24 protein-coding genes are annotated in these 24,784 nt (G+C 36.5%); 13 read left to right on the top strand and 11 right to left on the bottom strand.

Annotation, left to right across the window (positions count from 1 at the left end):
- Positions 1 to 239: 239 nt before the first annotated feature.
- The 4 genes from MHH96_RS04360 (at position 240) to MHH96_RS04345 (ending at position 4,989) form a co-directional block, all read left to right on the top strand.
- On the top strand, positions 240 to 1,481 hold the full coding sequence (locus MHH96_RS04360; protein ID WP_047940826.1) for a PucR family transcriptional regulator: 1,242 nt from the start codon (positions 240 to 242) through the stop codon (positions 1,479 to 1,481).
- A 162-nt stretch (positions 1,482 to 1,643) separates the two neighbouring features.
- A complete protein-coding gene (ald, locus tag MHH96_RS04355; protein ID WP_047940825.1) occupies positions 1,644 to 2,780 on the top strand; it encodes an alanine dehydrogenase in 1,137 nt (378 codons plus the stop codon).
- Between the two features lie 284 nt (positions 2,781 to 3,064).
- The gene (locus tag MHH96_RS04350) at positions 3,065 to 4,006 is read left to right on the top strand and encodes an ABC transporter ATP-binding protein (RefSeq protein ID WP_047941032.1); all 942 of its coding nucleotides are present in this window, start codon (positions 3,065 to 3,067) and stop codon (positions 4,004 to 4,006) included.
- Complete coding sequence (locus tag MHH96_RS04345; RefSeq protein WP_047940824.1) at positions 4,003 to 4,989, top strand: ABC transporter permease; 987 nt, start codon at positions 4,003 to 4,005, stop codon at positions 4,987 to 4,989. The genes MHH96_RS04350 and MHH96_RS04345 overlap by 4 nt, the downstream gene beginning before the upstream one ends.
- A gap of 271 nt (positions 4,990 to 5,260) precedes the next feature.
- On the opposite strand, the gene MHH96_RS04340 is transcribed toward MHH96_RS04345, so the two are convergent.
- Positions 5,261 to 5,398: a hypothetical protein gene (locus MHH96_RS04340; RefSeq protein WP_162837571.1), complete on the bottom strand. Its 138-nt coding sequence runs from the start codon at positions 5,396 to 5,398 to the stop codon at positions 5,261 to 5,263.
- A 252-nt stretch (positions 5,399 to 5,650) separates the two neighbouring features.
- Between MHH96_RS04340 and MHH96_RS04335 the strand changes: the two genes are divergently transcribed.
- The 5 genes from MHH96_RS04335 (at position 5,651) to MHH96_RS04315 (ending at position 10,146) form a co-directional block, all read left to right on the top strand.
- A complete protein-coding gene (locus tag MHH96_RS04335) occupies positions 5,651 to 5,977 on the top strand; it encodes a MerR family transcriptional regulator (RefSeq protein WP_047940823.1) in 327 nt (108 codons plus the stop codon).
- A 287-nt stretch (positions 5,978 to 6,264) separates the two neighbouring features.
- Positions 6,265 to 7,029, top strand: a complete 765-nt coding sequence (locus MHH96_RS04330) for a threonine/serine exporter family protein (protein ID WP_047940822.1) — start codon at positions 6,265 to 6,267, stop codon at positions 7,027 to 7,029.
- A 15-nt stretch (positions 7,030 to 7,044) separates the two neighbouring features.
- Entirely contained in the window at positions 7,045 to 7,503 is a 459-nt protein-coding gene (locus MHH96_RS04325) for a threonine/serine exporter family protein (RefSeq protein ID WP_047940821.1), read from the top strand.
- Between the two features lie 258 nt (positions 7,504 to 7,761).
- Positions 7,762 to 9,093 (top strand): 6-phospho-beta-glucosidase, encoded by a 1,332-nt coding sequence (locus tag MHH96_RS04320; protein ID WP_047940820.1) that lies wholly within the window; start codon positions 7,762 to 7,764, stop codon positions 9,091 to 9,093.
- A gap of 150 nt (positions 9,094 to 9,243) precedes the next feature.
- A complete protein-coding gene (locus MHH96_RS04315; RefSeq protein ID WP_144544756.1) occupies positions 9,244 to 10,146 on the top strand; it encodes an NAD(P)/FAD-dependent oxidoreductase in 903 nt (300 codons plus the stop codon).
- 55 nt (positions 10,147 to 10,201) lie between these two features.
- Here MHH96_RS04315 and MHH96_RS04310 read toward each other — a convergent pair whose 3' ends face one another.
- A complete protein-coding gene (locus MHH96_RS04310) occupies positions 10,202 to 10,924 on the bottom strand; it encodes a class I SAM-dependent methyltransferase (protein ID WP_061796924.1) in 723 nt (240 codons plus the stop codon).
- 155 nt (positions 10,925 to 11,079) lie between these two features.
- Between MHH96_RS04310 and ybaK the strand changes: the two genes are divergently transcribed.
- Positions 11,080 to 11,556: a Cys-tRNA(Pro) deacylase gene (gene ybaK, locus MHH96_RS04305; protein ID WP_047940817.1), complete on the top strand. Its 477-nt coding sequence runs from the start codon at positions 11,080 to 11,082 to the stop codon at positions 11,554 to 11,556.
- A 147-nt stretch (positions 11,557 to 11,703) separates the two neighbouring features.
- Here ybaK and cydC read toward each other — a convergent pair whose 3' ends face one another.
- From cydC to MHH96_RS04285, 4 genes are read right to left on the bottom strand one after another with little or no spacing between them, the layout of a single operon-like run.
- Positions 11,704 to 13,425 (bottom strand): thiol reductant ABC exporter subunit CydC, encoded by a 1,722-nt coding sequence (gene cydC, locus MHH96_RS04300; RefSeq protein ID WP_144544758.1) that lies wholly within the window; start codon positions 13,423 to 13,425, stop codon positions 11,704 to 11,706.
- Positions 13,426 to 13,442: 17 nt separating this feature from the next.
- Positions 13,443 to 15,143: a thiol reductant ABC exporter subunit CydD gene (cydD, locus tag MHH96_RS04295; RefSeq protein ID WP_144544760.1), complete on the bottom strand. Its 1,701-nt coding sequence runs from the start codon at positions 15,141 to 15,143 to the stop codon at positions 13,443 to 13,445.
- Positions 15,143 to 16,159: a cytochrome d ubiquinol oxidase subunit II gene (gene cydB, locus MHH96_RS04290; protein WP_095322000.1), complete on the bottom strand. Its 1,017-nt coding sequence runs from the start codon at positions 16,157 to 16,159 to the stop codon at positions 15,143 to 15,145. The genes cydD and cydB overlap by 1 nt, the downstream gene beginning before the upstream one ends.
- The gene (locus MHH96_RS04285; RefSeq protein WP_047940813.1) at positions 16,152 to 17,555 is read right to left on the bottom strand and encodes a cytochrome ubiquinol oxidase subunit I; all 1,404 of its coding nucleotides are present in this window, start codon (positions 17,553 to 17,555) and stop codon (positions 16,152 to 16,154) included. The genes cydB and MHH96_RS04285 overlap by 8 nt, the downstream gene beginning before the upstream one ends.
- 636 nt (positions 17,556 to 18,191) lie before the next feature.
- On the opposite strand from MHH96_RS04285, the gene MHH96_RS04280 reads away from it, so the two are divergent.
- Positions 18,192 to 19,046 (top strand): Cof-type HAD-IIB family hydrolase, encoded by an 855-nt coding sequence (locus MHH96_RS04280; protein WP_061796917.1) that lies wholly within the window; start codon positions 18,192 to 18,194, stop codon positions 19,044 to 19,046.
- Positions 19,047 to 19,099: 53 nt separating this feature from the next.
- On the opposite strand, the gene MHH96_RS04275 is transcribed toward MHH96_RS04280, so the two are convergent.
- The 3 genes from MHH96_RS04275 to MHH96_RS04265 form a co-directional block, all read right to left on the bottom strand.
- On the bottom strand, positions 19,100 to 19,750 hold the full coding sequence (locus MHH96_RS04275; RefSeq protein ID WP_047940811.1) for a TetR/AcrR family transcriptional regulator: 651 nt from the start codon (positions 19,748 to 19,750) through the stop codon (positions 19,100 to 19,102).
- A gap of 68 nt (positions 19,751 to 19,818) precedes the next feature.
- The gene (locus MHH96_RS04270) at positions 19,819 to 20,841 is read right to left on the bottom strand and encodes an ABC transporter permease (RefSeq protein ID WP_341116780.1); all 1,023 of its coding nucleotides are present in this window, start codon (positions 20,839 to 20,841) and stop codon (positions 19,819 to 19,821) included.
- The gene (locus tag MHH96_RS04265) at positions 20,831 to 21,565 is read right to left on the bottom strand and encodes an ABC transporter ATP-binding protein (RefSeq protein WP_047940809.1); all 735 of its coding nucleotides are present in this window, start codon (positions 21,563 to 21,565) and stop codon (positions 20,831 to 20,833) included. The genes MHH96_RS04270 and MHH96_RS04265 overlap by 11 nt, the downstream gene beginning before the upstream one ends.
- Before the next feature lie 185 nt (positions 21,566 to 21,750).
- Between MHH96_RS04265 and MHH96_RS04260 the strand changes: the two genes are divergently transcribed.
- Together MHH96_RS04260 and MHH96_RS04255 are read left to right on the top strand one after the other, a co-directional pair.
- The gene (locus MHH96_RS04260; protein WP_047940808.1) at positions 21,751 to 22,200 is read left to right on the top strand and encodes an SRPBCC family protein; all 450 of its coding nucleotides are present in this window, start codon (positions 21,751 to 21,753) and stop codon (positions 22,198 to 22,200) included.
- Positions 22,201 to 22,449: 249 nt separating this feature from the next.
- Positions 22,450 to 23,400 (top strand): alpha/beta hydrolase, encoded by a 951-nt coding sequence (locus MHH96_RS04255; RefSeq protein ID WP_047940806.1) that lies wholly within the window; start codon positions 22,450 to 22,452, stop codon positions 23,398 to 23,400.
- A 302-nt stretch (positions 23,401 to 23,702) separates the two neighbouring features.
- Here MHH96_RS04255 and bshB2 read toward each other — a convergent pair whose 3' ends face one another.
- Both bshB2 and MHH96_RS04245 read right to left on the bottom strand, forming a co-directional pair.
- Entirely contained in the window at positions 23,703 to 24,368 is a 666-nt protein-coding gene (gene bshB2 / locus MHH96_RS04250; protein WP_047940805.1) for a bacillithiol biosynthesis deacetylase BshB2, read from the bottom strand.
- Between the two features lie 48 nt (positions 24,369 to 24,416).
- Entirely contained in the window at positions 24,417 to 24,764 is a 348-nt protein-coding gene (locus MHH96_RS04245; protein ID WP_047940804.1) for a YojF family protein, read from the bottom strand.
- Between the last annotated feature and the right edge of the window lie 20 nt (positions 24,765 to 24,784).

The following is a 24,784-nucleotide window of genomic DNA, read 5'->3' as shown; positions in this document are numbered from 1 at the left end:
ACAGACCTTTCAAAGGAGTAAATTCTTTTGAGAGGTTTTTTGTTGGGGGAAAGATAAAAGGGAAACAACCTCTAATGCTTTTTACTAGAGAGAACAAGCAAACGAGAAGTGACACTGTTTTGGCCGAAAGAATATAATCTTCTAAAGATTCTTATTGTTGAAAGCGTTATAAACGAGATAAAATAAAGATATAACAAGATTGAACGATTTTAGTAAGCGTTTTGGAGAGGAGTAGATGGATGACAGCTGAGCCGCGAAACCCGTTTAGAAGGGATATGTATGATTCCCTTGAAAGTTTTGTAGATCATGTTAGTGAATTATTAGGATGTCCGATTACGTTGGAGGATCCTCATCATCGTGTGCTAGTATACAGCAGTCATGACGAAGAAACGGATATGGTCAGAATCTCTACCATAATTAGCCGCAGGGTTCCGGAGAGAGTAATCAATCGTTTATGGAAGGATGGAGTGATTCCGCAGCTTCTTCAAAGTAAAAAGCCAATTCGAATTAAAGAGAAAAAGGAAATCGGCCTTGGAAATCGGGTGGCAGTTTCCATTTGGAGAGGGGAGGAGGTAATCGGATATATTTGGGCCATTGAAATGGGTACCCCTCTAACAGAGGAAAAGATGGGGTTTTTAGAGAACGCGGCGTCAGTAGCGCGTCATTTATTGTCACGCTTTGCTAGAAGTAAAACTCCTACTTTACAGGACAATCAAGAATTTTTTTGGAGAATGTTAACTGGGTATGTGAAAGAGACAGATATAGACGAAAAATTAAAGGAAATGGGAATGCCTGCAGCAGCTTGCTTTACGGTGATGATTTTTCCGTTTTCTAAAATGATTACAAAGGAAATAGAAAAGCATATCCTCTATCTATTGAAGGTATCCCAAGATGTAAAAATTTCTTTCTCCACTATTGAAGATAACGAATTAATTATTTTGGCAACTCCCCTTGAGGATAACGGGGATTCTATTGCTTGTTATAAAAAATTTATTAGTAGTTTTCAACAAAACCTAGAAGAAAGATTTTCTATTAAAGAAGTAAGGGGGTCCTTTGGAGGAATTTACAAACAGTATCGAGATATACCAAAGAGTTTCAGAGAAGCGAGGACTGTTTTAGAGGTACGTGAGAAATTCCCTCAGGAAGCAGGGGCATTCGTTCACTACCAAGAGTTAGGTATCTATCAGTTTTTAGATATCCTCTTAGAAAAACGAAGACAAGATGGATCGGAAAATGTTGCCATTCGAAATCTAAAAAAATATGATTCAACCCATCATACAGAATTATTAGCAACCTTAGAAGCTTACTTAGATGAAAGTGAAAATATTCAAAAGACAGCTGCACGTTTGCACATCCATCCTAATACGCTTACTTATCGTTTAAAGCGGATGGTAGAAATCATGGAAGTGGATTTGTCGGTGCCTAGTCAAAAATTTATGATCTACTTAGATTTAAAATTAATGCATTGGCAGAAAGAATAGAAATAGGATTAGAAACCTTTCCTCTTTTCCCTTTGTGTTTTTTCACAAATGAGCGATTTTTGTTTCATTAATTTTAACAAAGATAATTTTCTGAATTCGTCCTATTATAATATTAAGACAACTAACAATTAGTGTTAGTTTTTATAACAAGGGGGAATTCTCATGATTATTGGTATCCCAAAGGAAATTAAAAACAATGAAAATAGGGTCGCAATTACTCCTTCCGGTGTGTCTTATTTAAAGAATGGCGGCCACGAAATTTTAGTAGAACAAAATGCAGGAATCGGCAGTGGCTTTACAGATGAAGAATATGCGGCGGCGGGTGCGCAGATAATTGACTCAGCTGCTCAAGTATGGAATACAGCTGAAATGATTATAAAAGTAAAAGAACCGCTCGCTTCAGAATACCAATATTTCCGCAAAGGACTTATTTTATTTACGTACTTACATTTAGCGGCAGAACAGGAACTAGCAAAGGCGTTAACGGAGAATGGCGTGACTGGAATCGCTTATGAAACAATTGAAGTAAATGGTAAATTACCATTATTGACACCAATGAGTGAGGTTGCAGGAAGAATGGCTGTTCAAATTGGTGCTCAGTTCTTAGAAAAGCCTCATGGAGGAAAGGGAATCTTATTAGCAGGTGTCCCTGGTGTCAAAAAAGGGAATGTAACCATCATTGGCGGTGGAGTTGTGGGAATGAATGCAGCGAAAATTGCCATTGGCTTAGGGGCGAATGTAACGTTGTTAGACTTAAATCCAGAAAGATTAAGAGAGTTAGATAATCAATTTGGTGCAAGCCTAAGTACTGTTATTTCTAACCCAGCAAACATTGAAGAAGCTGTAGTGAATGCAGATTTGGTGATTGGTGCTGTATTAATTCCAGGTGCAAAGGCACCGAAGCTAGTAACAGAAGCGATGGTGAAGAAGATGGCTCCAGGTTCTGTTATTGTGGATGTGGCAATTGATCAAGGTGGGATTTTTGAAACAGTAGATCATATCACTACCCATGATAATCCTACCTATGTGAAGCATGGAGTTGTGCATTATGCTGTAGCAAATATGCCTGGTGCTGTTCCGAGAACATCTACGATTGCCTTAACAAATGTAACAATGCCATATGCACTTCAAATTGCTAATCTAGGCGCAGTAACAGCAATTGAAACGAATTACGCTATTAAACAAGGTGTAAATACTTTTGCTGGACAAATCACCTCTGCTCCAGTAGCGAAAGATCTTGGTTATGAGTATAAATCAGTTCAAGAACTTATTAACAATTTATCAACAACCACTGTTTAATAATTCTATAAGAATAGCCACAACCGTTCCCTCTGAATAAATCAAAGGCGAGCGGTTTTTTTATTTGTTTTTCCTAAGAGTTATAGCAAATTTGGTCTGCTCTCACTAGAAAAAACATGTAATCAGTTTGCCTGTTGTCAGTATTGAGAAAAAAATTTTCCAAAAAATTTTATTTAATTGAAACTTTTCCTAAAAAAAATCGTATTAGTATACGGAAAGTGAAGGAATACATCTTGTGGGTAGAGGGAACTACTTTAGAGCAATTATATAGAAGGGAGAAAAAAATGAGCTTAAATGCATTAGAAGTCACAAATCTCACTAAGAGAATTAAAGGCAGGAACATTGTTGATAATGTTAGTTTTTCTGTGGAAAAAGGGGAGATATTTGGGTTATTAGGTCCAAACGGAGCGGGGAAAACAACGATTATCCGCATGATTGTTAATCTAATAAATAGAACGAATGGAAAAGTGGTCATAGATAGCTATAACGTGGATGAGAATTTTTCAGAAGCGATGAGCAGTTTAGGTGCGATCGTAGAAAATCCTGAGTTCTATAAATATATGAGTGGATATAAGAATTTAAAGCATTATGCAAGAATGGCTAAAGAGCCAATTTCGGAAGAACGCTTTAATGAAGTAATTAAACTAGTAGGATTAGAAAATGCCATTCATCAAAAAGTGAAGACCTATTCACTTGGTATGAGACAGCGCCTTGGGGTTGCGCAGGCGTTATTACATAAACCAGCTCTTCTTATTCTAGATGAACCTACAAATGGTTTAGACCCCCAAGGGATTCGCGAATTTCGTGATTATTTGCATTTATTAGCGAGCGAAGGGATTTCTGTTTTAGTATCTTCTCACCTTTTATCGGAAATGCAATTAATGTGTCATCGATTTGCGATTATTGAAAAGGGAAAATTAATTCATATCTCCAATATGGATGAAACGGTTTCGGAAGAAGAAGTAAGTGTAAGGGAAGTAACGTTTGAATTAGACTCGCCGGAAAAAGCGGTTGAACTCCTTCGTAATAGTGAATATGAAGTCGAAGAAAGCTCCGTAAAAGGCAGCGAGTTGATGGCGAAGCTGCCTAAAGATTCAATTCCTCTTGTTAATAAGCTGTTTGTCGAGAACAATGTTGCCGTATACGGCATTTATGTTGTAAAAGCTACATTAGAGGATCGCTTCTTAGAAATAACCAATCAGAAGAGAGAGGAGGAAACAAAATGATTGGATTAGTACAAAATGAACTTATAAAGATTTGGGAAAAGAAAAACAGCTGGATATTTCCGATCATTCTCCTATTTGCCCTTATTGGCGGAAGTTTCTTGGAAACGAAGATAACTCCCCAATATAAAGGAGATGACTGGCGTGCGAAAGTGCAAGCGGAAATAACCGAGCTGGAACAGAAGCTGCCTACAGCTAAGACAGAGGATAGTTTAATAGAAAGTGGAAAAGATTTTGATTGGGATGATACGAAAGAATCGATTGAAATGAAAATCCAAGATTATCAAAATAATTTAAAGCAGGATGTCAGTCCATATTCAACTACTTGGTCCAATATGAATGGAATGGTTATTGGCATGAAGTCTCTAGTAACTTTATTTGTGGTAATTATATGCGCGGGCAGCGTTTCCTCGGAATTCTCTGATGGAACCATTAAGCAATTGCTGATTCGACCGTATAAACGTTGGGCAATCCTTTTATCTAAATATATTGCTTTATTGATATATACTGCCATTTTAGTTGCATTTTTAATGCTTGTTGGCTATTTAGTAAGTATTGTTTTCTTTGGAGTAGGAAATTTTGAAGATAAAGTGCTTGTTTTTGGGACAGTTGACCAAATTGTAGCAAGTGGTGGACCGTTCTTTTTGAAAAGCATCCTATATTATTTACCGGGATTATTGTTTGTATTAACTTTATCCTTTATGCTATCGACATTATTTAAAAATCAGGCAATTGCAGTGGGTGCTGGGGTATTTATATTGTTTGTATCCTCAACAATTGGCCAAATTATTCAATCATTAGCTGAAAAGTATGCATGGCTAAAACTGTTAGTGTTCCCACATTTAGACCAAACGATTTTCTTGTTTGAAGATAAAATAATCGAAACAGTAACCATGCCGATGTCTTTAGGTATCTTATTTGTTTACTATGCAATAATCATGATCATCACTTTTTGGTTTTTCAAAAAGAAGGATGTTAGTATTTAATGAATCATCACCATCTGTTAGTTCCCCATTTTAATGGGGAACTAACAGATGGTTTTTTATATCATAAAAAATAGACAATCACTTGCGATTGTAGGTAAATTCTTATAAAATGATGTTAGGTTTATTAACAATAAGGTGACATGATTTGTTTCTTTGGAAATAAATGAATGATAGAATCGCTGTTTATAAACATAAAGGGGAATCCATCAATCAATTTTGATTGGGAATTCCTCTATATAACAACATGAATTGTAAAGGTTATACAGTTTGTTTAGCTATTCTGAACAATTCGAAGAAGTTCATGGGCGTGTTCACCCGCAACTTCTGCTAAGTGTTCCCAAATCTCGTCTCTCAAAAGATCAAGTTCCACAATCTTTTTAGCTAAATCGACTGCTTCCTTGGTTATCATCTAAGAAGGCTCCTCTCCATTTACAAAAAATAATACCGAATACCTATTCCTTGGCTGAAAATTAAAAAATCTCGTTTATACATTTAGCATTTTAACGGAAAATATAGAAAAAATCATTGAAAATGTAAGGAAATCTTACCTATTTTTTTAATTTTGTGTTAGGAAATATAACAAAAGGTATTTTTCTTTATCTGAAAAGTATTATAATTAGGATAAATGAGAATACTACTTTACTTCATGAGGTGAGATGTAATGGATCATGAACCATCCTATAAGAAAAGAAAGGTCATTACTATTGGTGTTGTAAGTGAACTAACTGGATTAACGGAAAGACAAATTCGATATTATGAACAGCGAAAATTAATTTTTCCGGAGAGACCAGAAAGAGGAAATAGAAAATATTCATTCTCTGATGTAGAAAGACTAATTGAGATTGCTAATAAACGAGAAGAAGGCGTTCGGACACATGAAATTAGACAAGAGATTATGAAAAAAAACAAGGAAGAAGAAGAGCGGAAAGTCAAAAAGCAAATGCTCCGTGGTCAAATCAATGCGAGATTTGGCATCCAGAACGATTAATAAAAAACACTATATGTTATTTTTTTAGTCCATTTGATGTCATAATGGACTTTTTATTTTGGAAAAAATTTTTTTCACTCTTCTGTTTTGTTAATAAAAATTCCTCTATTTTATTTTCCCTTCAATTATTGATAAAATAGCCATATTTCATATAAACTGTAATTTGTTGCTTATGATAAAAATAGCTTTTTAAAATGATCAATAAAAAATGCTAAAAGTACTGATGAGATGAAGCGTCTATTGGAGGATCTTAAGAGTACCTATACTGTTTTAGTTGGAGAGATAGTATGACATATATATCAGTGGAAAAAACATATGACATTATGGAGATCTGCATATTAGCAGGAAGTATTATGCTCCAAAATGGAGCGGAGACCCATCGAGTAGAAGATACAATGACAAGAATAGCAACTGCATATGGCGTGACCGATTCTGACTGCTTTGTAACCCCAACAGGCATTATTTTATCGTTAGAAGGGGTAGAACCGACAAAGACGAAATTAAATCGGATTATTGAGCGGACGACTAATTTAGAAAAGGTAGCTCGAGTAAATGATATTTCACGTAAAATAAGCACAGGAACAGTGAGTATGAAGGAAGCGTACCATTTATTGAAAGATGTGGAAGATGAAAAATGTACGTATTCTGATTCCTTTCAAGTCATCGCAGCTGCCATTGCAAGTGGCTGTTTTTTAATTATGTTTGATGGAGTTTGGGGCGATTTTATCCCTGCATTGCTAGCTGGTGGTTTAGGCTTTTTGTGTTCCTTGTATTTTCATAAGGCTTTGCAAATAAAGTTTTTTGCAGAGCTCTCGGCAGCATTTGTTATTGGACTAGTAGCTTTTTTCTCTGTTTCCATTGGTTTTGGTCAAGAGGTAGATAAGATTATTATCGGCTCTGTAATGCCGCTTGTACCAGGTTTGCTTATTACGAACGCGGTGCGGGATCTAATAGCAGGTCATTTAGTATCTGGTATTTCAAAAGGGGCAGAGGCCTTTTTAACAGCTACAGCAATTGGTTCAGGGATTGCCGTTGCATTTTTTGTTTTTTAAGGAGAGGAATAAGTAATGAATGAATTTTTAGCACAGGCAATAACTAGCTTTGTTGCAACGTTTGGCTTTGGAATTATTTTTCATATTCCTCGGAAATTATTAATTCAATGCGGATTTGTAGGAACAATTGGATGGATGGCATATTGGACAATTGTTCATTTTCATCAAAATGAAGTAATTGCGGCCTTGTCAGGCTCCTTTCTTGTCGCCGTCATAAGTCAAGTGTTCGCCCGAATATATAAATCACCAGTTATTATATTTAGTGTCGCAGGAATCATTCCTTTAGTTCCGGGGGGAACTGCTTATAATGCGATGCGTAATTTTGTCGAGAATAATTATTATGTAGCGGTAAGCTTAGCAGCAAAGGTCTGCTTAATTTCAGGATCTATTGCAATGGGTTTAATGTTTTCGGAAGTAATTAATCAATTAATATTTCGGGCAAACGCTCGGAAAAAGTCACTTGATAAAGGGTAAAGCCCCTTTATCAAGTTTTTTTTAAGCAATAAAGCAAAGTAATTCTATTGTTCTTTTCTAAAAGGGAGGCAGAATCCTTGTGAAACAACACGTTTCTCTTTTGGAACACGTTCCATTATGTGTGAAAAAGTCCTAATTCCCAGCATCCTATTTACTCGGGTCTAGTTAGACGTTAAGGTTGTAAGTGAAGAGACATTCATTTAATCGGTAATTTTGTAAGGGATTGCAGAAATAAGTAGAAAAGGAAGGCGATCTATTATGGGAAAAGGGATTAAAATTGTTACTATCGGCGGTGGGTCAAGCTACACACCTGAATTAGTGGAAGGGTTTATTAAGAGATATGATTCATTACCTGTGCGGGAACTATGGTTAGTAGATATTCCTGAAGGAGAAGAAAAGCTTAATATTGTTGGAAATCTAGCGAAGAGAATGGTGAAGAAAGCAGGTTTACCAATTGAAATTCACTTAACTCTAGACCGAAGAGAAGCGCTTAAGGATGCAGATTTTGTTACAACTCAATTTCGAGTTGGCCTACTAGCTGCACGTGCTAAAGATGAAAGAATCCCTCTAAAGTATAATGTGATTGGGCAAGAAACGAATGGTCCAGGAGGGCTGTTTAAAGGATTAAGAACCATTCCTATCATTTTAGATATTGTAAAGGATATGGAAGAGCTGTGTCCAAACGCTTGGCTCATTAACTTTACAAACCCAGCTGGAATGGTAACAGAAGCTGTTCTTCGTCATAGTAATTGGAAGAAGATTGTCGGGCTATGTAATGTACCGATTTCTATTCAAATGGGTATCGCTAAGCTGTTAGAAGTAGAATCTAGTCGTGTGCATGTTGACTTTGCTGGCTTGAACCATATGGTATTTGGGTTAAATGTATATTTAGATGGGAAGAACATTACGCCAGACTTTTTAGAGAAAATGTCGAAGCATAAAAGTGATACGATGAGGAATATTGCTGCTATTGACTGGGAGCCAGACTTTATTAAAGCATTAGGAGTTATTCCTTGTGGATATCACCGTTATTATTATAAGCAAGCAGAAATGCTGCAAAATGAGTTGGAGGAAGCAGCAGAACAAGGTACACGTGCTGAAGTCGTTCAGCAATTAGAAAAAGAGCTGTTTGAACTTTATAAGGATGAAAACTTAGATAAAAAACCGCCGCAGCTAGAAAAAAGAGGTGGTGCTTATTATAGTGATGCAGCTTGCAGCTTAATTGATTCTATGTACAATGACAGAAGAGATATTCAGCCTGTCAATACAATAAATAATGGAGCTATTGCAAGCATTCCAAATGAATCAGCTGTAGAAATTAGCAGTATTATCACAAAAGACGGACCAAAACCGATTGCGATCGGTGATCTGCCTGTTGCAGTTCGCGGACTTGTTCAACAAATTAAGTCCTTTGAAAGAGTGGCGGCAGAAGCGGCAGTTACAGGAAGTTATCATACCGCATTATTAGCTATGACGATTAATCCGTTGTTGCCGTCAGACAAAGTGGCAAAACAAATTTTGGATGAAATGCTAGAAGCACATAAAGAGCACTTACCGCAATTTTTCAAAGAAGAAGTAGTATCTTCATAAGATAAGATTAAATGGCTATGTATTCGGGAATCCCGTAATACATAGCCATTTTTTTATTCCGCTATAGCGGATAGTATTTTGGAAGAATAAGAATTGTCTCCTCGTAAAAACTAAAGAAACTGGCTTGACTAAAAGAAAGAAGGGAAAAAGATGACCAAAATTCTTGATTGCATTATTATAGGCGGTGGCATAGCGGGATTGCAGGCAGCGATTCAATTAGGAAGATATAATCATGATGTGCTGATTATTGATGCAGAGGATGGTCGATCTACGATATGTAAAAGCTACCATAATATTTTAGGATATCCTAATGGAATCAGCGGCTCAGAATTGCGGAGTTTAGGAAGGAAACAGGCAGAAAGCCTTGGGGTAGAGTTTCTTAAGAGTACCGTTACTTCTTTAAAAAAGGAAGAGGGGCATTTTACGGCAGCAACTGAAAAGGGTCTGTTTCAATCTCGGAAAATTCTCCTTGCAACAGGTGTTATGGATAATGTTCCCCCATTTGCCGAATTGTACCCTTGTCTGGGAATCAGCGTCTACTTATGCCCGGATTGTGATGGATATGAAGTAAAGGATAAAAAAACAATAGTGATTGGAAATGGAAATGTTGGGGCAAATATGGCCCTTACTTTGTTGTATTGGACAAGCGATATTACGTATATTAATCATGGTGGAGAGACTACTTGCGAAAAGCTGGCTAGACAATTAAGTGATAGTGGAATTTCCATTTATACAGAGAGAATAGATCGAGTATTAGCAGATGATTCCCAAATCAAAGGGTATGTATTGGAAAATGGAAAGATGCTCGAGACAAAGCATAGTTTTATTGCATTTGGCGGGAATAAAGTAAAGTCAGATTTAGCAGTGCCTTTAGGAGTCGAGATAATGGAGAATAATCATATTATCGTGAATGCGCGTACGAAAATGACTAATATAGATGGCGTCTGGGCAGCAGGTGATGTTGTGGCTCATTCGGAACAGGTTACAATCGCAATGGGAGAAGGATCGCAAGCAGCTATATGGATTCATAAAGCTTTACTAAAGGACAGCTGAAAATAATAAAAAGAGGTTTCTCAAATGGAGGCTAATCCACTGAGAGCCTCTTTTTTTACAAACTAGCTCTATATACTCGGTAGCCGATTATATCCCCGTAAGTATAAAGAATATAGGAATGGTCCATCAATTTACCTTCTAATTGGACATTCGTTGGTACAGTTCTATCAATTGCTTCATCTTCCTTTTCCATTCCCGTCATCATATGGGAAAAAACAGAGTGTCCAAGTTTTATTTCTACTTTGGGAAAACCCGCTTCCTTCATTAAATCTATCCATTCTTTTTCTGTATAGACCTTTTCAATGCCATAAACTTCACACATATTCTGATGTTCTATTGCATGGAGACTTCTTTCCGCAGTCATTTCTAATAACAGTAGGATGCCGCCTGGCTTGAGCACTCTTTTAATTTCGGCAAGGGAATTTCTGCAATTAGTGAAAATTAGTACAGATTCTATTAAAATGATGTCAAAGCTGTTGGAAGGAAAGGGCATCTTTTCTAGGCTTCCTTGCACTAATTGAATCGACAGATTTTCTTTTTTAAATCGTTCTTTTGCTCTTTGCACCATTGTAGGATGATAGTCAATACTTGTGACAGCACAGGGGTAGTTTTTTTTTATATAAGCTGAAGTTTGGCCAGTGCCGCAGCCGCCATCAAGTAATGTTGTATGGGTCGTAATTTTTTCTTGTTCCAATAAGAACTTTGTTAATGTTAAGCCACCTGGATGTGCACCGCTCACCCCGAAATAGGCAAGGGCATCTTGATAGGTCGGTTTCATTTTATTCCTCCCAGCAAGTCGATTTCTACTTTCCATACTATATGAAGAATATGGGGCTTTGGTTCTGAAATAATTAATATTCATTTTGGGTAACGATATGATATGGTTTAATTAGAGAAAAATTACCAGTGTTAGGAAAGGAAGTGTATATAGCTATGGCTATTACCAAAACAAATGCAATGCGCATTTTGGATGCCGAAAAGATTTCCTACAGTGTACATACTTATGAAAATAAAGATGGGAAAATGGACGGTATATCCGTTGCGGGTAAGATTGGTAAAGAAATCGAAATGGTGTATAAAACACTTGTGGTGAAAGATACGGGGAATGGAATTTATGTATTTGTTATCCCTGTTGAAGCAGAGCTTGATTTAAAAAAAGCAGCAAAAGTAGTCAATGCAAAAAAGCTAGAAATGATTGCCGTAAAGGATATTCAAAAAACAACTGGTTATATTCGGGGTGGGTGTTCACCAATCGGCATGAAGAAAAAGTATGAGACAATCTTGGATGAGAGTGTGAACAAGCAATCCACGATTATTGTTAGTGGAGGGAAGATTGGTGTTCAAATTGAATTGGCAGTTAACAATTTAATCCAAGTTACAGAAGCAAGAGTAGAAGATGTAATTCATTAAATTTTTAAGAGCAGGGCAGGCCGTTCAACATGTCTTAGTAAAGAGGTATCCTCAAAGGCTCTTTTGCGAAAAGGTAACAGAGGAAGAACCGAAACAAATAAAACATTAAGGCGGCCTTCTTTAATGAAGACTCGCCTATTATCGGATTCATTCTGGATGATCTAATGCATATAATTGCTGGTAGCGGCTGCTTGTAGCTAGCAGTTCTTGATGACTTCCTCTCAGAACGATCTCTCCTTGATCCATAAAGATAATTTCATCCATCTCTTCTACACCTACAAGATGATGGGTAATCCAGATCATTGTTTTTCCTTCCAATGTTGTAAAGATTGTTTTAAGTAATGCTTTTTCTGTTTTTGGGTCAAGACTGGCATTTGGTTCATCCATAATAACAATAGGAGTCTTTTGGAGCAATATTCTGGCTAGTGCTACTCTTTGTCTCTCTCCGCCAGAAAAACGTTGGCCTGTTTCCTCCATAAAAGTATCCAACCCATTTGGCAAGGATGAAACTAACTCCTCTAATTGAGCCGATTTAATCGCTTTTATTAGTTCTTTATCCGATGCTTCTTCTACCCCTAGTAAAATATTATTTCGTAACGTTGTTGCAAAGAGGTGAGGTGTTTGATTGAGCACAGATATAATCGAAGAAGTGTCTGCATGAAACGAAGCCGATGTCTCTCCATTATAGGTGACTCTTCCTGTTGTTGGCTGGATTACTCCTTGAATCAATTTCAGTAAGGTTGATTTACCAGCACCGCTACGACCGATGATGGCAATTTTTTTCCCTTGTGGAATATCTAAACTAACATTAGATAGGGATGAGGTTTGTTCTTTCTCATACTGATAAGTAATTTGATCAACTTGAATATCGACTATATCGGTGTCTATGATTGGACGAACTCTTTCGTTTTTCTGTTCAGGAACATTCAGTTTGCTAAGTCTATCCAACGAGTCTTGGTAGGCTGGCAGCTTTTCAAATGCATCAGAAACGACTAGAAAAGCGTCCAGGATTGGCAAGGCAACTAGAATAATAGCAGCAATTAATGTAACAGGAATAGCGCCATCGATATATTGCTTACTAGACCAGAAAACGAGAGAAAGGATAATCAATGCCGCAACTGCTTGGGAAGCAAAGTTGCGCCAACGAGTAAATTGAACAAGCTTATAGTTGAGTTGCGCAACAATCGCTTCCTCTTTTTCATATTCCACTATAAAGCCTTTCGACCGACCGCTGATAACCCAGTCGCTAATGCCTAAAATACTATCCGTTAATTTTTGATATAGCCCGTTTCTTCTTTGTTTAAATTCTCTTTGGTTTTTGCGCATGAGTACTAAAGAAAGAATAGGAAAGACGAATAATAATAGACCTAAATAAATTGCCATGAGAATGGCGAAAGGAATATCCAATATTCCAATAGCACATACCACTATAATATATAAAACAGAGGTTGCAAAGGTTGGGAAAATGGTCCGTAAATATATATTTTGCAGTTTTTCAATGTCATCAGAAAGAATCCCTAGCATATCGCCAACTTTAAATCTGCTTTTTAAAAACAAAGCTTGTGGTTCTAAAATTTGATATAGCTTCATCCGCATTTTCGATAAAATGCGCAGAACTGTATGATGACCAGCTAATTTTTCCAAATAGCTAAATACAGCCCGGCTGATACCAAAGGTTCTTACGCCAACAATTGGTACATAAACCATTAATATATTTTCGACTGGAATGGCTGATTTAGAAATAAGATAGCCAGAAGTAAAGGTAAGCATCGCAGCTGTAAGTAAAGCTAGGACACTCAAGAAAAGAATTAAGACAATTCGGCCACTATTTGCTTTCAGAAATGGAGAAATCCATTTGTTTTCATTCATTTTTAGAGTCATCCTCCTTACTGTTGTAATAGCTTATAATAAAAGCCCTTTGCTGCGACTAGCTCTTCATGTGTGCCTGATTCTACAATAGTGCCTTGATCCATGACGATAATTGAATCCATCTCTTTCATCCAATGAAGACGATGGGTTGCAAAGAATACTAGTTTCTCATTAAATAAAGGTAGCATCGTTTCTTTTAATTCGAACTCTGTTTCAATATCTAAATGAGAGGTTGGCTCATCTAACAGCATGATTTTTCGATTGGTTAAGAATGCTCGTGCCAAAGCAATTCTTTGTTCCTGCCCGCCACTTAAGTTTCTTCCTCCATCTCCTAATAATTCATCTAGACCATTAGGAAAAGTAGTGAAAATGTCGTATAGACCAGTCGCTTTTAATGCTTGGATAATTTCCTCGTCGGCAGCATCTGGCTGGTAAAAGGAGATATTTTCTCGTAATGTCATGCTAAAGATATAAGGAGATTGCGGAATATACGTAGTCAGCTGTCTCCATTCCTCTGTCATAAGGCTAGGTAAAGACACACTATTTACAGAAATGCTCCCCGCACAATGTTGAGAAAAACCGCTTAGGAGGTCAATAAGCGTAGACTTCCCCGCGCCACTTTCACCGACAATGCCAATTTTTTTATAGCCATCAATCATAAAGGAAAGGTCCTTTAAGGTTGCTTTTTCCTCGGGATGATGCTGAAAGGTAACATGGTCAAACGTTAAGGAAGGCTTTGTACCTAAAGAAATAGACTGTCCAGTCATTTTGGCAGATTTTTGGGTTTGGATAATCGTTTGGATTGCATCCCCAGCTTCTTTTCCGTCTAATGTTGCGTGATAATCAGCTCCGACCATTCGAACAGGCAGGAAAAATTCTGGTGCCAAAATAAGAATCATCAAGGCAGGTAATAAAACTAAATCACCATTTATTAAGCGTAATCCTAAGTTTACTGCCACCACTGCAACGGAAAGAGAGGTAAAGAAGTCTAAAGAAAAGGAGGATAAGAAGGCTAATCGCAATGTTTTCATCGTTGCCCCGCGATATTGTTCACTTACCTTTTCGATATTTCCGCTATGCTGTTTGCTTCTACCTAGAAACTTCAGTGTGTCTAGTCCTCTTAAAGAATCCAAAAAGTGATTAGATAAGATTTTGTAGGTGGCAAGCTGTCGATTCATTTGGCTGCTAGCTGCCATGCCCACAAGTATTAGAAATCCGATTAAAATCGGCATTGTAACTGTTAAGATTACACCTGATAGCCAATCATTCCAAAATACATATAGAATAATCATGCCTGGAACTATTCCTGTAGCCAGCATTCTTGGTAGAAAAAGCTCTAAATATGTTCTATATTGACTAATCCCTTCAAGGACAAGTGTAGCAATGTTTCCGCTTCCTTGTTTCTTGGTGTACTTAGGACCTAATTCAAATAGTTTTTGCATTAACTGAAGACGAAGCTCTTTACTCGTTTTTTCAGCAAATGCTGCAGCGATATTTTGTTGGATAGTGTGTAAAAAATGCCTCCCTAAAAAAGCTAATAAGAACAATATGATCTTTACATATTGCTCTTGATAGTTTTCTCCGTTATATAAAGAGGCTATTATTTCTGCAAGCCATTTGGCCTGCAGAATAATAGCAGCTCCTTCCACAATGGTTAATATTCCTATAGTTGCGAGAATCGGCTTGATCCTAGTAAGTTTTAAAAGATTTTTATCCATTAGTATTCTAAATGAGACTTCTCAGTAATACGTTTCCGGAACACAATATAGCTCCAAATCTGATAGCCAAGAACAAATGGCAGAAGCGTTAGGGCTACAATTGTCATCACTTTTAAAGAATAGTGACCGGAAGCTGCATTTTGAATGGTTAAACTATATGCATCACTTATTGAGCTAACCATTACTCTAGGGAATAAGCCGATGAAAATGGAAGCAAAAGATAAGGCGATAACGGCACCAGTCATCCCGAAAGCCCATCCATCCATTTTTCGAGAGATAAAGAATCCCCCAACAACAAAGGCAATAACCCCTAATGAGAAGATAAAGGAAAGGATTAAGCCACGTTCTTGGAAAATATCTGTTTTAATATAAGTTAATGCGGAAAATAACGATAATAAGATACCTAATAAAGGCAAAAGCTTTTGTGCTAAATTTCTTGCTCTTTCTCGTAAGTCTCCAACGGTACGTAAGGTAGTAAATACTAGTCCATGCACAAGGCAAAGGACTAATACTGTAAGCCCGCCGGTTAATGTATAATAGTTTACAACATCAAAGAAGCCAGCCTTTAATTCCATATTTTTATCAATTGGCAGTCCTTGCATAAAACAAGCAAAAACAACGCCAAATAATAAAGGAGGAAGGAAGCTTCCTAAGAAAATACACAGATCCCATGCCTTTTTCCATGCAGGGTGGCTATCTTTTGCACGGAATTCAAATCCTGTTGCCCGAACGATTAACGCTAATAAAACAACTACAAGCGGTGTATAAAATCCGCTGAACATTGTAGCATACCAATGAGGGAAAGCGGCGAACATGGCGCCCCCTGCAGTAATTAACCACACTTCATTTGCATCCCAGTAAGGACCAATAGAATTAATGAGTATTCGTTTTTCCATATCATTTCTTGCTAAAAGCTTTGTTGACATTCCAACTCCAAAATCAAAACCTTCTAAAAAGAAGAATCCAATAAACAAAACAGCGACTAAGATAAACCAAAGAACATTTAACTCAAGCATGGAAGCCCTCCTTCGCAAACGGGTCATTCGTTACTTTTGTATCTTCTTTTTCCATCAAATATGGCCCTTTTTTAATAACTTTTACATATAAGTAAACCATGATAGCACCTAATATCGCGTAGATGGTACAAAATGCAATAATAGAGAATAATACTTGCCCAGCTGAAACACTTGGGGAAATACTATCTTCTGTTGTCATTAATCCAAAAACAGTCCATGGCTGTCTGCCAATCTCTGTCATAATCCATCCAGAGGTATTAGCGATAAATGGTAAGGAAATTCCTGCAATCATGAAACGGTAGAACCATTTATTAGGTTTAGCAACTAATTTCTTCTTCCAAGCCAGAAATACGCCATATATTCCAAGGAGAATCATTGCTACTCCTGCTGCAACCATGATGCGGAAACTCCAGAAAGTTGTTTTAACTGGAGGGATATAATTGCCATCTCCATATTTCTGCACATACTCTGCTTGCAGATCATTCATTCCTTTTACGCTGCCATCTAAAGTGTTGTAAGATAGGATGCTTAGTAGATAAGGAATTTTTACTTCTCCGCTATTTTGTTTGTTTTCTACATCAATATTGGCAAACACGGTCCATGGTGCTGGATCTTCACTTTCATCCCATAATCCTTCACTAGCAGCCATTTTCATTGGCTGTGTTTCTACTAAAAATTGTGCTTGGGCATGACCGGCAACAAGCGTTAGAAACGTAGCGCTTAATGCAACGGTAATCCCGATTTGGAAGGATTTTTTAAAGAAATCAACATCTTTTTTGCCTAACAATTTAATAGCACTAATTCCACATACTAAAAATGCGCCAGTAGCTAGTGCTCCAAACACAGTATGAGGAAACTCAACAAGAACTTGGCCGTTTGTAATAAGTGCAAAGAAATCATTCATTTCAGCGCGGCCATTATTAATTTCAAATCCCACTGGGCGCTGCATAAAGCTGTTTGCTGCTAAAATCCAGAAGGCAGAAATCGTTGTTCCAAATGCAGTCAACCAAATACATGCTAAATGTACTTTTTTTGATAAACGGTCCCAGCCGAATATCCAAAGTCCAATAAAGGTGCTTTCCATAAAGAAAGCGAGCAATGCCTCAATTGCAAGTGGTGCTCCGAATACATCACCAACAAAGCGAGAATAGTTAGACCAGTTCATACCAAACTGGAATTCTTGAAGAATTCCTGTAACAATACCAATAACAAAATTGATTAAAAATAATTTGCCCCAAAACTTTGCCATTTTTTTGTATTCTTCATTCCCTGTTTTCACATAAAAAGATTCCATGATTGCGATAATAAATACTAAACCAATAGAAATGGGAACAAATAAAAAGTGGAATATGGTCGTTGAAGCAAATTGCAAACGCGATAGAAAAATCATATCCATGAGTTTCTCCTCCTTTTTGTATTTTGAACAGATTTGTGAATCTTCCAGTTCGATAAAGCGATAAAAATCATTGCATAAGATGAAATTCAATTAGATTTAATTGAGGCAGTAGGATAAAAAAACTTGTTAAAAGTGCTTTTCCGTGATGTTCATCCTATGTAATTTAATGTTGGAAAAAGTCGATAAACATTGATATAAAAGGTTTTTAACAAAGTTGATTTTTCCGATCGTCTCCTTTTGGTAAATGATAGGTATATCATAATGAAATTTCGTCAGTTTGCGGTAAAGTTCACTCATTGTTTGAAAAATGTTCACATATCCGTTCACAGAAAAGACAAAATAGAAGATGGTTTAGAAAGAAGGCAGAGAAGGGAAAGAGGACAGCGAAGATAGTTCATTATGGGTTGGTGAAGGTATTAGATAGAAGAGTCGCAAGTAAAAGTCAAAATCCGCAAGTAAGGGCATTCCTATTTCTAACCGGTGTGCCTGCTTATAAAGCAAACAGATAAAATAATTTACAAAAAGACAAGCATCTCTTAAAGTTCTCTTCCTTTTGCTGCTTGTTCTTTCATGTTATGATGATAAAGGAATTAGAAAATTATTGATGAAGCTGAATAAATTATTGAGGGTGTTTAGATGATTAAATGCATAGCAATTGATATGGATGGGACGTTATTAACATCCACACAAGAAATCACGAAAGAAAATCGAGAAGCAATTAAAGAAGCACAAGATAAAGGAGTAGAGGTAGTAATCGCTACTGGACGTGCTTATGAAGAAGCAGGAGACCTTTTAAAAGAAGCAGGGGTTATTACACCGATGATTTGTGCAAATGGAGCAGAAATTAGGACGAATGAGCATATCATCGTCGATACAAATCCATTAAGTAAAGATCTAGCCAGACAAATGGCTGAAATTTTACATAAATATCAAGTATATTATGAAGTCTATACTAATAGAGGAACGTATACACTTGATAAAACAGTAGCACGATCACTGATTATGGATATTTTTACTGTAAGTGGCCATGCGAAGGATATGGAAGAGATTAAAAAAGCGGCCGAGGAAAGACTGAAGGAAATTCATCAATTAGATAGTTATGAAGAATTATTTCAAGATGACGACCAGGTTATTTATAAATTATTAGCATTCCATTTTGATCCGATCGTTTTAGGTAATGTTAGAGAGGAGTTGACTAAACTGGAAGGAGCAGCAATTAGTGCTTCCGGTAAGGAGAACTTAGAAATTACTTCTATTCATGCTCAAAAAGGGATTGCGCTTGAGAAATTTGTGAAGGATCGCAACATTTCTCTTTCTGACACGATGGCAATTGGAGATAATTATAATGATGTTTCCATGTTTCAAATGGCTGGCAGAGCAGTTGCGATGGGGAATGCGGTGGAAGATATTCAACGTCAATGCCACTTTGTGACAGGAACAAATGAAGAAAGTGGAGTGGCTCAAGCAATTAGAAAAGCATTAGAGGAATAAGATGGTCAAAAAAGGTAGATGAACGCGAATAAGTTCATCTACCTTTTTTATTATTATTCCCGAGGTTTTAATCCATAAAGAATAAACTGGATGGTTCGTTCAATTTCTTCATCATCATCCCACTTTATATCAGGAAGAAGGAGGTAACGAGCGATAAAATAACCAAAAATTGATGATACTGTTAGGCGAACGGAGCTAAAAGGAGGAATAGAAATAATCTCTCCTTTTTCTTTATAATTTCCCATAATTTCTTGAAGGCGTTTAAAAATGTTCATAGAGATTTGATTTTTAAATGTCTCTCGTAGATCATCATGAAAAGGGATTTCTTGTATTAAAATTTTAAATAACGCAATATTGTGTTGTAAAAACTCCATTCTGTTTTTTACTACAGCTCGAAGGAAATCTTCAAAGCTATCATGAGAAGCATTTAATACTTTATCAAAATCCTTTATGACTCGTGGTGCAATCAACGTACTTAACAACGGAGAGAGAAGGGTTAATAGTAAATCCTTTTTGGTTTTGTAGTGTCGAAAGATAGTACCTTCTGCAACGCCTGCCATTCTAGCAATTTCACTAGTAGAGGTTGCGGCATAGCCCTTTTCGGAAAATGCTTCAATGGCTGCCATCAGTATTTTTTTCTGTTTATCTGTTATTGACTGTTCTTCTTTTAAAATTAACTCTAATATATTGTCACTATTGTTCATTTATAGGAAACTCCTTATCCATCCAATCTAATTTAATTATAAAGGATTATGGAGAAAAATATAATATCTTAGATACTGCGATATTTTTTCAATACAAAGATATTAATAATCATAAAGATGATGGAATAGCCTAAAAGGATACTAAGAGGTTCTATTATATCCTTGAAACCGTGACCACGAATCATTACCTCACATAAGGCATCTGCTGCGTAATATAACGGAGTCAAGTAAGAAATCCAGCTAATTACCGGAGAAATTGTATCTAAGTTAAAAAGCCCAGAGAAGAAAACTTGTGGGACAATGACAATTGGGATAAATTGAAACATTTGCAATTCATTATGGGCAAAAGAAGATAAGAGTATGCCTAATGTAAGGGCTACTAATGCTAATAATAGCGTAATGAATAATACATATAAAACAGAACCATAATTTTCCATTTTGAGAACATAGACAGAATAAACGACAATAATGCCCGATTGCACCATTGTAAATAATCCAAAACCGATAATATAAGCAAGAACTAGCTCCCATCTTCTAATAGGACTAGAAAGTAATCGCTCCAACGTTCCTGAAGTTCTTTCCCTTAAAAAAGATACGCCAGCTACTAGAAAAACAAAAAAGAAGGCAAAAATTCCAAGTAAACTAGGCCCAAATGAATCAAATTGTTTCATATCAATAGAACCGTAAAGTAAATCTACATCCAGTACTGCTTTATGAGAAGAAAGATTTTGTATGGCACCTTGTGCTTTTGTAATCGTTGCTTTGGTAATAGAAGGGTCACTTCCTTCTAACATTAATTTTGTTTGGTTGTTTTCACCAAGAAAATAAGCATCAATTTTTCTATCTTTTAATGCAGCTTTTGCCGCAGCCTCGCTATTGTAGATAGATGTTTTCAATTCTTCTTTTTCAAAGGCCGTGCCTATGGAGTCAGGTGTGTCAATTAATCCTATTTTTATTTCATAGTCATCGCCATTAAAAACTAGATGGACTAATGTTAAAATGAGAATAGGAGCTAATATCATTAGCGCCAGTGTTCTTTTATCACGATAAAATTGTTTTAATATGCGTAATACTAAGGCGTTAATTCTCATTTGCTAAACCTCCATAATATAAGAATGCTTCCTCCATTGTTTGGGCATTGCAGCGGTTCATCAAGTTTTTCGGTGTATCAAGAGCAATAAGTTGACCGTTTCTTATCATTCCAAGACGATCACATTTTTCTGCTTCATCCATTACATGAGTAGTTACAATGATGGATGTTCCATTATCTTTAAGCTGGTTAAAAGTCTCCCAAATTGCTTTTCGGAGAATAGGATCAATCCCAACTGTAGGTTCATCTAAAATTAGCAGCTTTGGAGTGTTTAAAAGAGCAATACAGATAGATAGCCTTCTCTTCATTCCTCCAGAATACTGGGATACTGGCTTGGAAAGATGATCTGATAATTCTACTAAATTAGCAACACTATCTATTCTAGATTTTTTCTCTGTTCCTTTTAATCCATACAAGCTAGCGAAAAAATCGAGATTTTCCTTAGCTGTTAAATCTTGATATAATGCATCTGCCTGTGCCATGTAACCGATTTTCCCCATTATAGTTAGATTTGGCATTTCCACATCTAATACAGAAATAGAACCACTATCAGGTAAATCTAATCCAATAATTTCTTTCACAAGTGATGTCTTTCCAGCTCCGGACGGACCAAGTAATCCTAAGATTTCTCCGGGATAAACACTTAAGTCAATTTGGGTTAAAATTTGTTTCTCTCCAAATGCTTTGGAAATATTCTTAACAGAAACAATGGATGGTGTCCCCATATTAAAAACCACCTTTCGAATAAATGAGTGATTACTCACTTTTATCTTATGAAAAAAGTTACACTTTGTAAAGTGAGTAATCACTCATTTTTATAGTTCGCTAGAAATCAATTATTCAATTTGCTATTTATTCGCTATAATAGAAATGAAAAACCTAAAAAGATAGATTCTATTGAGGTGGAAAAATGGCAGATTTTAATGCGAGTGTTATTATTTGTGAGCCCATTGAAGAAGTTTTTGCTTATTTTGCGGACATGGCAAATGCTTCAGAATATATGAATAAAGTGGTATCAACAGAAAAGTTGACAAATGAGCCGATTGGAGTTGGCACAAAATATAAAGAGATAAGAAATGTTCGTGGAAATACAGTATCTGCAGAAATAGAATATCTCACTTTTGATAAAAATATAGGATTTTTGCGTAGAAGTAGTTCAAATGGATTAATAGTTGATTATGCTTATCGCTTTTCGGAGATTCCTGAAGGCACCCAAGTAGAGTTTGAAGGCACTGTACATGTTAAGGGACTAAAAATGCTGCTTATGCGAAAGTTTCTTGTCAAAATGGTGAAATCTGAAGATAATGATCATGTGCAGAATGCGAAAGAAGTATTAGAAGAAAGAGTAGAAAATTTATAAAATATATCTTTTTGATGAAATGCTGAGGAAAAAGACTTTCCTCAGCATTTTTAATAAAAAATAAATTGACTTTGAATGGAAAAGTTGGTATTGTAAAATTAAATTGTGCGCAACTAAATTTACGAGCAGCAGATAAAACTAACTACTTGTACTCCTTATGTAAAGGAACAGAAAACATAGGAGTAAAAAATTTTAATTCAATAAGTTGTGCGCAATTAAATTTTAAGAAATCAAAAGGGGTAATTTGCTATGAATAACAAAAATCACATTGTATTAGAAGAAGCGGCTAAAAAATTTACAGAAGACACAGCTAATCCACCATATTTATTTGATTTGGAGCCAGCAGAAGGTAGAGTAGCAGTAGATGAAGTACAATCTAGTGAGATAGATAAATTACCAGTGGAGGAAAATGAATTTTTTATTAAAGGTGGACCGGCCAATCAAGTATCAATTAAAATTGTTCGTCCAGAGAACAGCTCTACAACTAAATTGCCAGTGATTTTATATACACATGGTGCAGGATGGGTATTCGGTAATGCACATACACATGATCGCTTAATTCGTGAATTAGCAGTAGGTTCCAACGCTGCCGTTGTATTCACCAATTATAGCCTTTCTCCAGAAGCAAGATATCCGGTTGCGATTGAAGAAATATATACGGTGCTAGAATGGATTGCAGCAAAAGGAGAAGAGTATGCCTTTGATATTAATAAAATTTCTGTAGCAGGTGACAGTGTGGGCGGAAATATGTCCGCAGCGATCACATTAATGGCGAAAGAACGCAAAGGCCCTGCTATTCAAAAACAGCTACTATTTTACCCTGTTACAGACGCATCCTTTGAAACAGATTCTTATAACCAATTTGCAGAAGGGTACTTTTTAAGAAGAGATGGCATGAAATGGTTCTGGGATCAATATACTATTAATCCAAAAGAAAGAGCAGAAATTACAGCATCTCCTTTAAGAGCAACAAAAGATCAATTAGTTGGGCTGCCAGAAGCTTTAATCATTACGGCTGAGGCAGATGTGCTAAGAGATGAAGGAGAAGCTTATGCGAATAAACTTCGTGAAGCGGGAGTAAAGGTAACCTCTGCTCGTTTTGGTGGAATCATACATGATTTTGTTATGCTAAATGCATTGGCGCATACTGAGGCAGCAAAAGGAGCGCTTTTACTTGCAAATGCTTGGCTAAAAGCTTAATTTAGGCGATTATTCTTTAAATAAAAACATACAGGGACAAAACAAAATAGATAATGGGAATAGATGAACAATTTCTAATATAGCGATTTAATAACGATTGCTTTCACCACTTTGGGTATTTATGTAAATAAAAGCCCGAGAGGCGAAAGCAATTTGTTCTATTACTCTACAGACAAACAAGGTACTGGGGAAAAAGAAGAGGGCTATGGCATCTCTATTTCTCGCAGAAACAGGTGTTTACCACAAACCTTTTTATAATCGCAAGACGTATGTCTCAATCTTTTTCCCTGTTTTCTCCAAAATTAAAATTTATATGTCCAGTATTTTTCCGTATACAATCGAGCTAGAACTTCTGGGTCCTGATTCTTTATTCCTTCTTGCAGGACTGCTACATATTGTTGTGTTTGAGAAAGGTGGGCTGCGATTGTTTTGATTTTCTGTTCTGCAAAATTTTCCACATCAATTTCAATATCTGGCTGTCCAAGGTCTTCCTCTGTGTTCTTGGAAAATGCTACACAGTAAAGTTTTGGTCGTTTAGAAGCTTCTCTCTTTTCGATGGCCTTTACAACAGCAGCTCCTGTAGCATCGTGGTCCGGATGCACAGAATAACCTGGATAAAAAGTAATCACTAAAGAAGGATTTAATTCATCTAGTAATGCTGTAAACTCATCGACTAATACTTCTTCTTTTAGGAATTCGATTGTTTTATCACGATAGCCGAGCATACGGAGATCTTCTAGACCCATTGCTCTAGCTGCTTCCTTTAATTCATTTCTGCGAATTTCTGGTAAGGATTCTCTTGTTGCAAATGGTGGATTTCCTAAGTTTCTTCCCATTTGTCCAAGGGTTAAGCAAGCGTAAGTAACTGGAACCCCTTCGTGTAAAAATTTTGAAATGGTTCCAGATACACCAAATGCCTCATCATCGGGATGAGGAAAAATAACTAATACTTGTTTTTCTGTTTCCATCTGAGTTCCTCCTTTCATGTAATGAAAAAAGCATGTTCCATTAATTGTTTATTCAAATGGTGTTTCGCTTATTTCTAAGGCTACTGCTAATTTTCCGGTAAAGTCTAAGCCTGCCAATAACAATCTATTTTTATCGTCAATTTCATAGTGGGTGATACCTTCAGCATAAATCCAGCCTATTGCTGTTTTTAAGCCAATTCGATAGGGGCCGTTTCCCGTAATTTTGCCATATTCATAGGCTAGCTGGGCATTGCGGATATAGGCGCCTGAATTGAAGAAAGTTTCATCATTATGGTTGGCATAAGCGCCATTTGTTGTTTCTAAGTGAATATAGATTTTCTTTCCACTAAAACGATCGATTTCGTTTTGCACTTTTTCCATTTGTACAAATTCCACAGAATATCCCTCCTTGCTAA

This window comes from Niallia sp. FSL K6-0212 (genome assembly GCF_038007605.1).
GTDB lineage: Bacteria > Bacillota > Bacilli > Bacillales > Cytobacillaceae > Niallia > Niallia circulans.
This window is presented reverse-complemented; position numbering and strand designations above follow the sequence as displayed.

Coding starts and splice junctions, on each gene's coding strand:
- MHH96_RS04360 (WP_047940826.1), top strand. CDS start 240: ATGACAGCTGAGCCGCGAAACCCGTTTAGAAGGGATATGTATGATTCC.
- ald (WP_047940825.1), top strand. CDS start 1,644: ATGATTATTGGTATCCCAAAGGAAATTAAAAACAATGAAAATAGGGTC.
- MHH96_RS04350 (WP_047941032.1), top strand. CDS start 3,065: ATGAGCTTAAATGCATTAGAAGTCACAAATCTCACTAAGAGAATTAAA.
- MHH96_RS04345 (WP_047940824.1), top strand. CDS start 4,003: ATGATTGGATTAGTACAAAATGAACTTATAAAGATTTGGGAAAAGAAA.
- MHH96_RS04340 (WP_162837571.1), bottom strand. CDS start 5,398: ATGATAACCAAGGAAGCAGTCGATTTAGCTAAAAAGATTGTGGAACTT.
- MHH96_RS04335 (WP_047940823.1), top strand. CDS start 5,651: ATGGATCATGAACCATCCTATAAGAAAAGAAAGGTCATTACTATTGGT.
- MHH96_RS04330 (WP_047940822.1), top strand. CDS start 6,265: ATGACATATATATCAGTGGAAAAAACATATGACATTATGGAGATCTGC.
- MHH96_RS04325 (WP_047940821.1), top strand. CDS start 7,045: ATGAATGAATTTTTAGCACAGGCAATAACTAGCTTTGTTGCAACGTTT.
- MHH96_RS04320 (WP_047940820.1), top strand. CDS start 7,762: ATGGGAAAAGGGATTAAAATTGTTACTATCGGCGGTGGGTCAAGCTAC.
- MHH96_RS04315 (WP_144544756.1), top strand. CDS start 9,244: ATGACCAAAATTCTTGATTGCATTATTATAGGCGGTGGCATAGCGGGA.
- MHH96_RS04310 (WP_061796924.1), bottom strand. CDS start 10,924: ATGAAACCGACCTATCAAGATGCCCTTGCCTATTTCGGGGTGAGCGGT.
- ybaK (WP_047940817.1), top strand. CDS start 11,080: ATGGCTATTACCAAAACAAATGCAATGCGCATTTTGGATGCCGAAAAG.
- cydC (WP_144544758.1), bottom strand. CDS start 13,425: ATGAATGAAAACAAATGGATTTCTCCATTTCTGAAAGCAAATAGTGGC.
- cydD (WP_144544760.1), bottom strand. CDS start 15,143: ATGGATAAAAATCTTTTAAAACTTACTAGGATCAAGCCGATTCTCGCA.
- cydB (WP_095322000.1), bottom strand. CDS start 16,159: ATGCTTGAGTTAAATGTTCTTTGGTTTATCTTAGTCGCTGTTTTGTTT.
- MHH96_RS04285 (WP_047940813.1), bottom strand. CDS start 17,555: ATGGATATGATTTTTCTATCGCGTTTGCAATTTGCTTCAACGACCATA.
- MHH96_RS04280 (WP_061796917.1), top strand. CDS start 18,192: ATGATTAAATGCATAGCAATTGATATGGATGGGACGTTATTAACATCC.
- MHH96_RS04275 (WP_047940811.1), bottom strand. CDS start 19,750: ATGAACAATAGTGACAATATATTAGAGTTAATTTTAAAAGAAGAACAG.
- MHH96_RS04270 (WP_341116780.1), bottom strand. CDS start 20,841: ATGAGAATTAACGCCTTAGTATTACGCATATTAAAACAATTTTATCGT.
- MHH96_RS04265 (WP_047940809.1), bottom strand. CDS start 21,565: ATGGGGACACCATCCATTGTTTCTGTTAAGAATATTTCCAAAGCATTT.
- MHH96_RS04260 (WP_047940808.1), top strand. CDS start 21,751: ATGGCAGATTTTAATGCGAGTGTTATTATTTGTGAGCCCATTGAAGAA.
- MHH96_RS04255 (WP_047940806.1), top strand. CDS start 22,450: ATGAATAACAAAAATCACATTGTATTAGAAGAAGCGGCTAAAAAATTT.
- bshB2 (WP_047940805.1), bottom strand. CDS start 24,368: ATGGAAACAGAAAAACAAGTATTAGTTATTTTTCCTCATCCCGATGAT.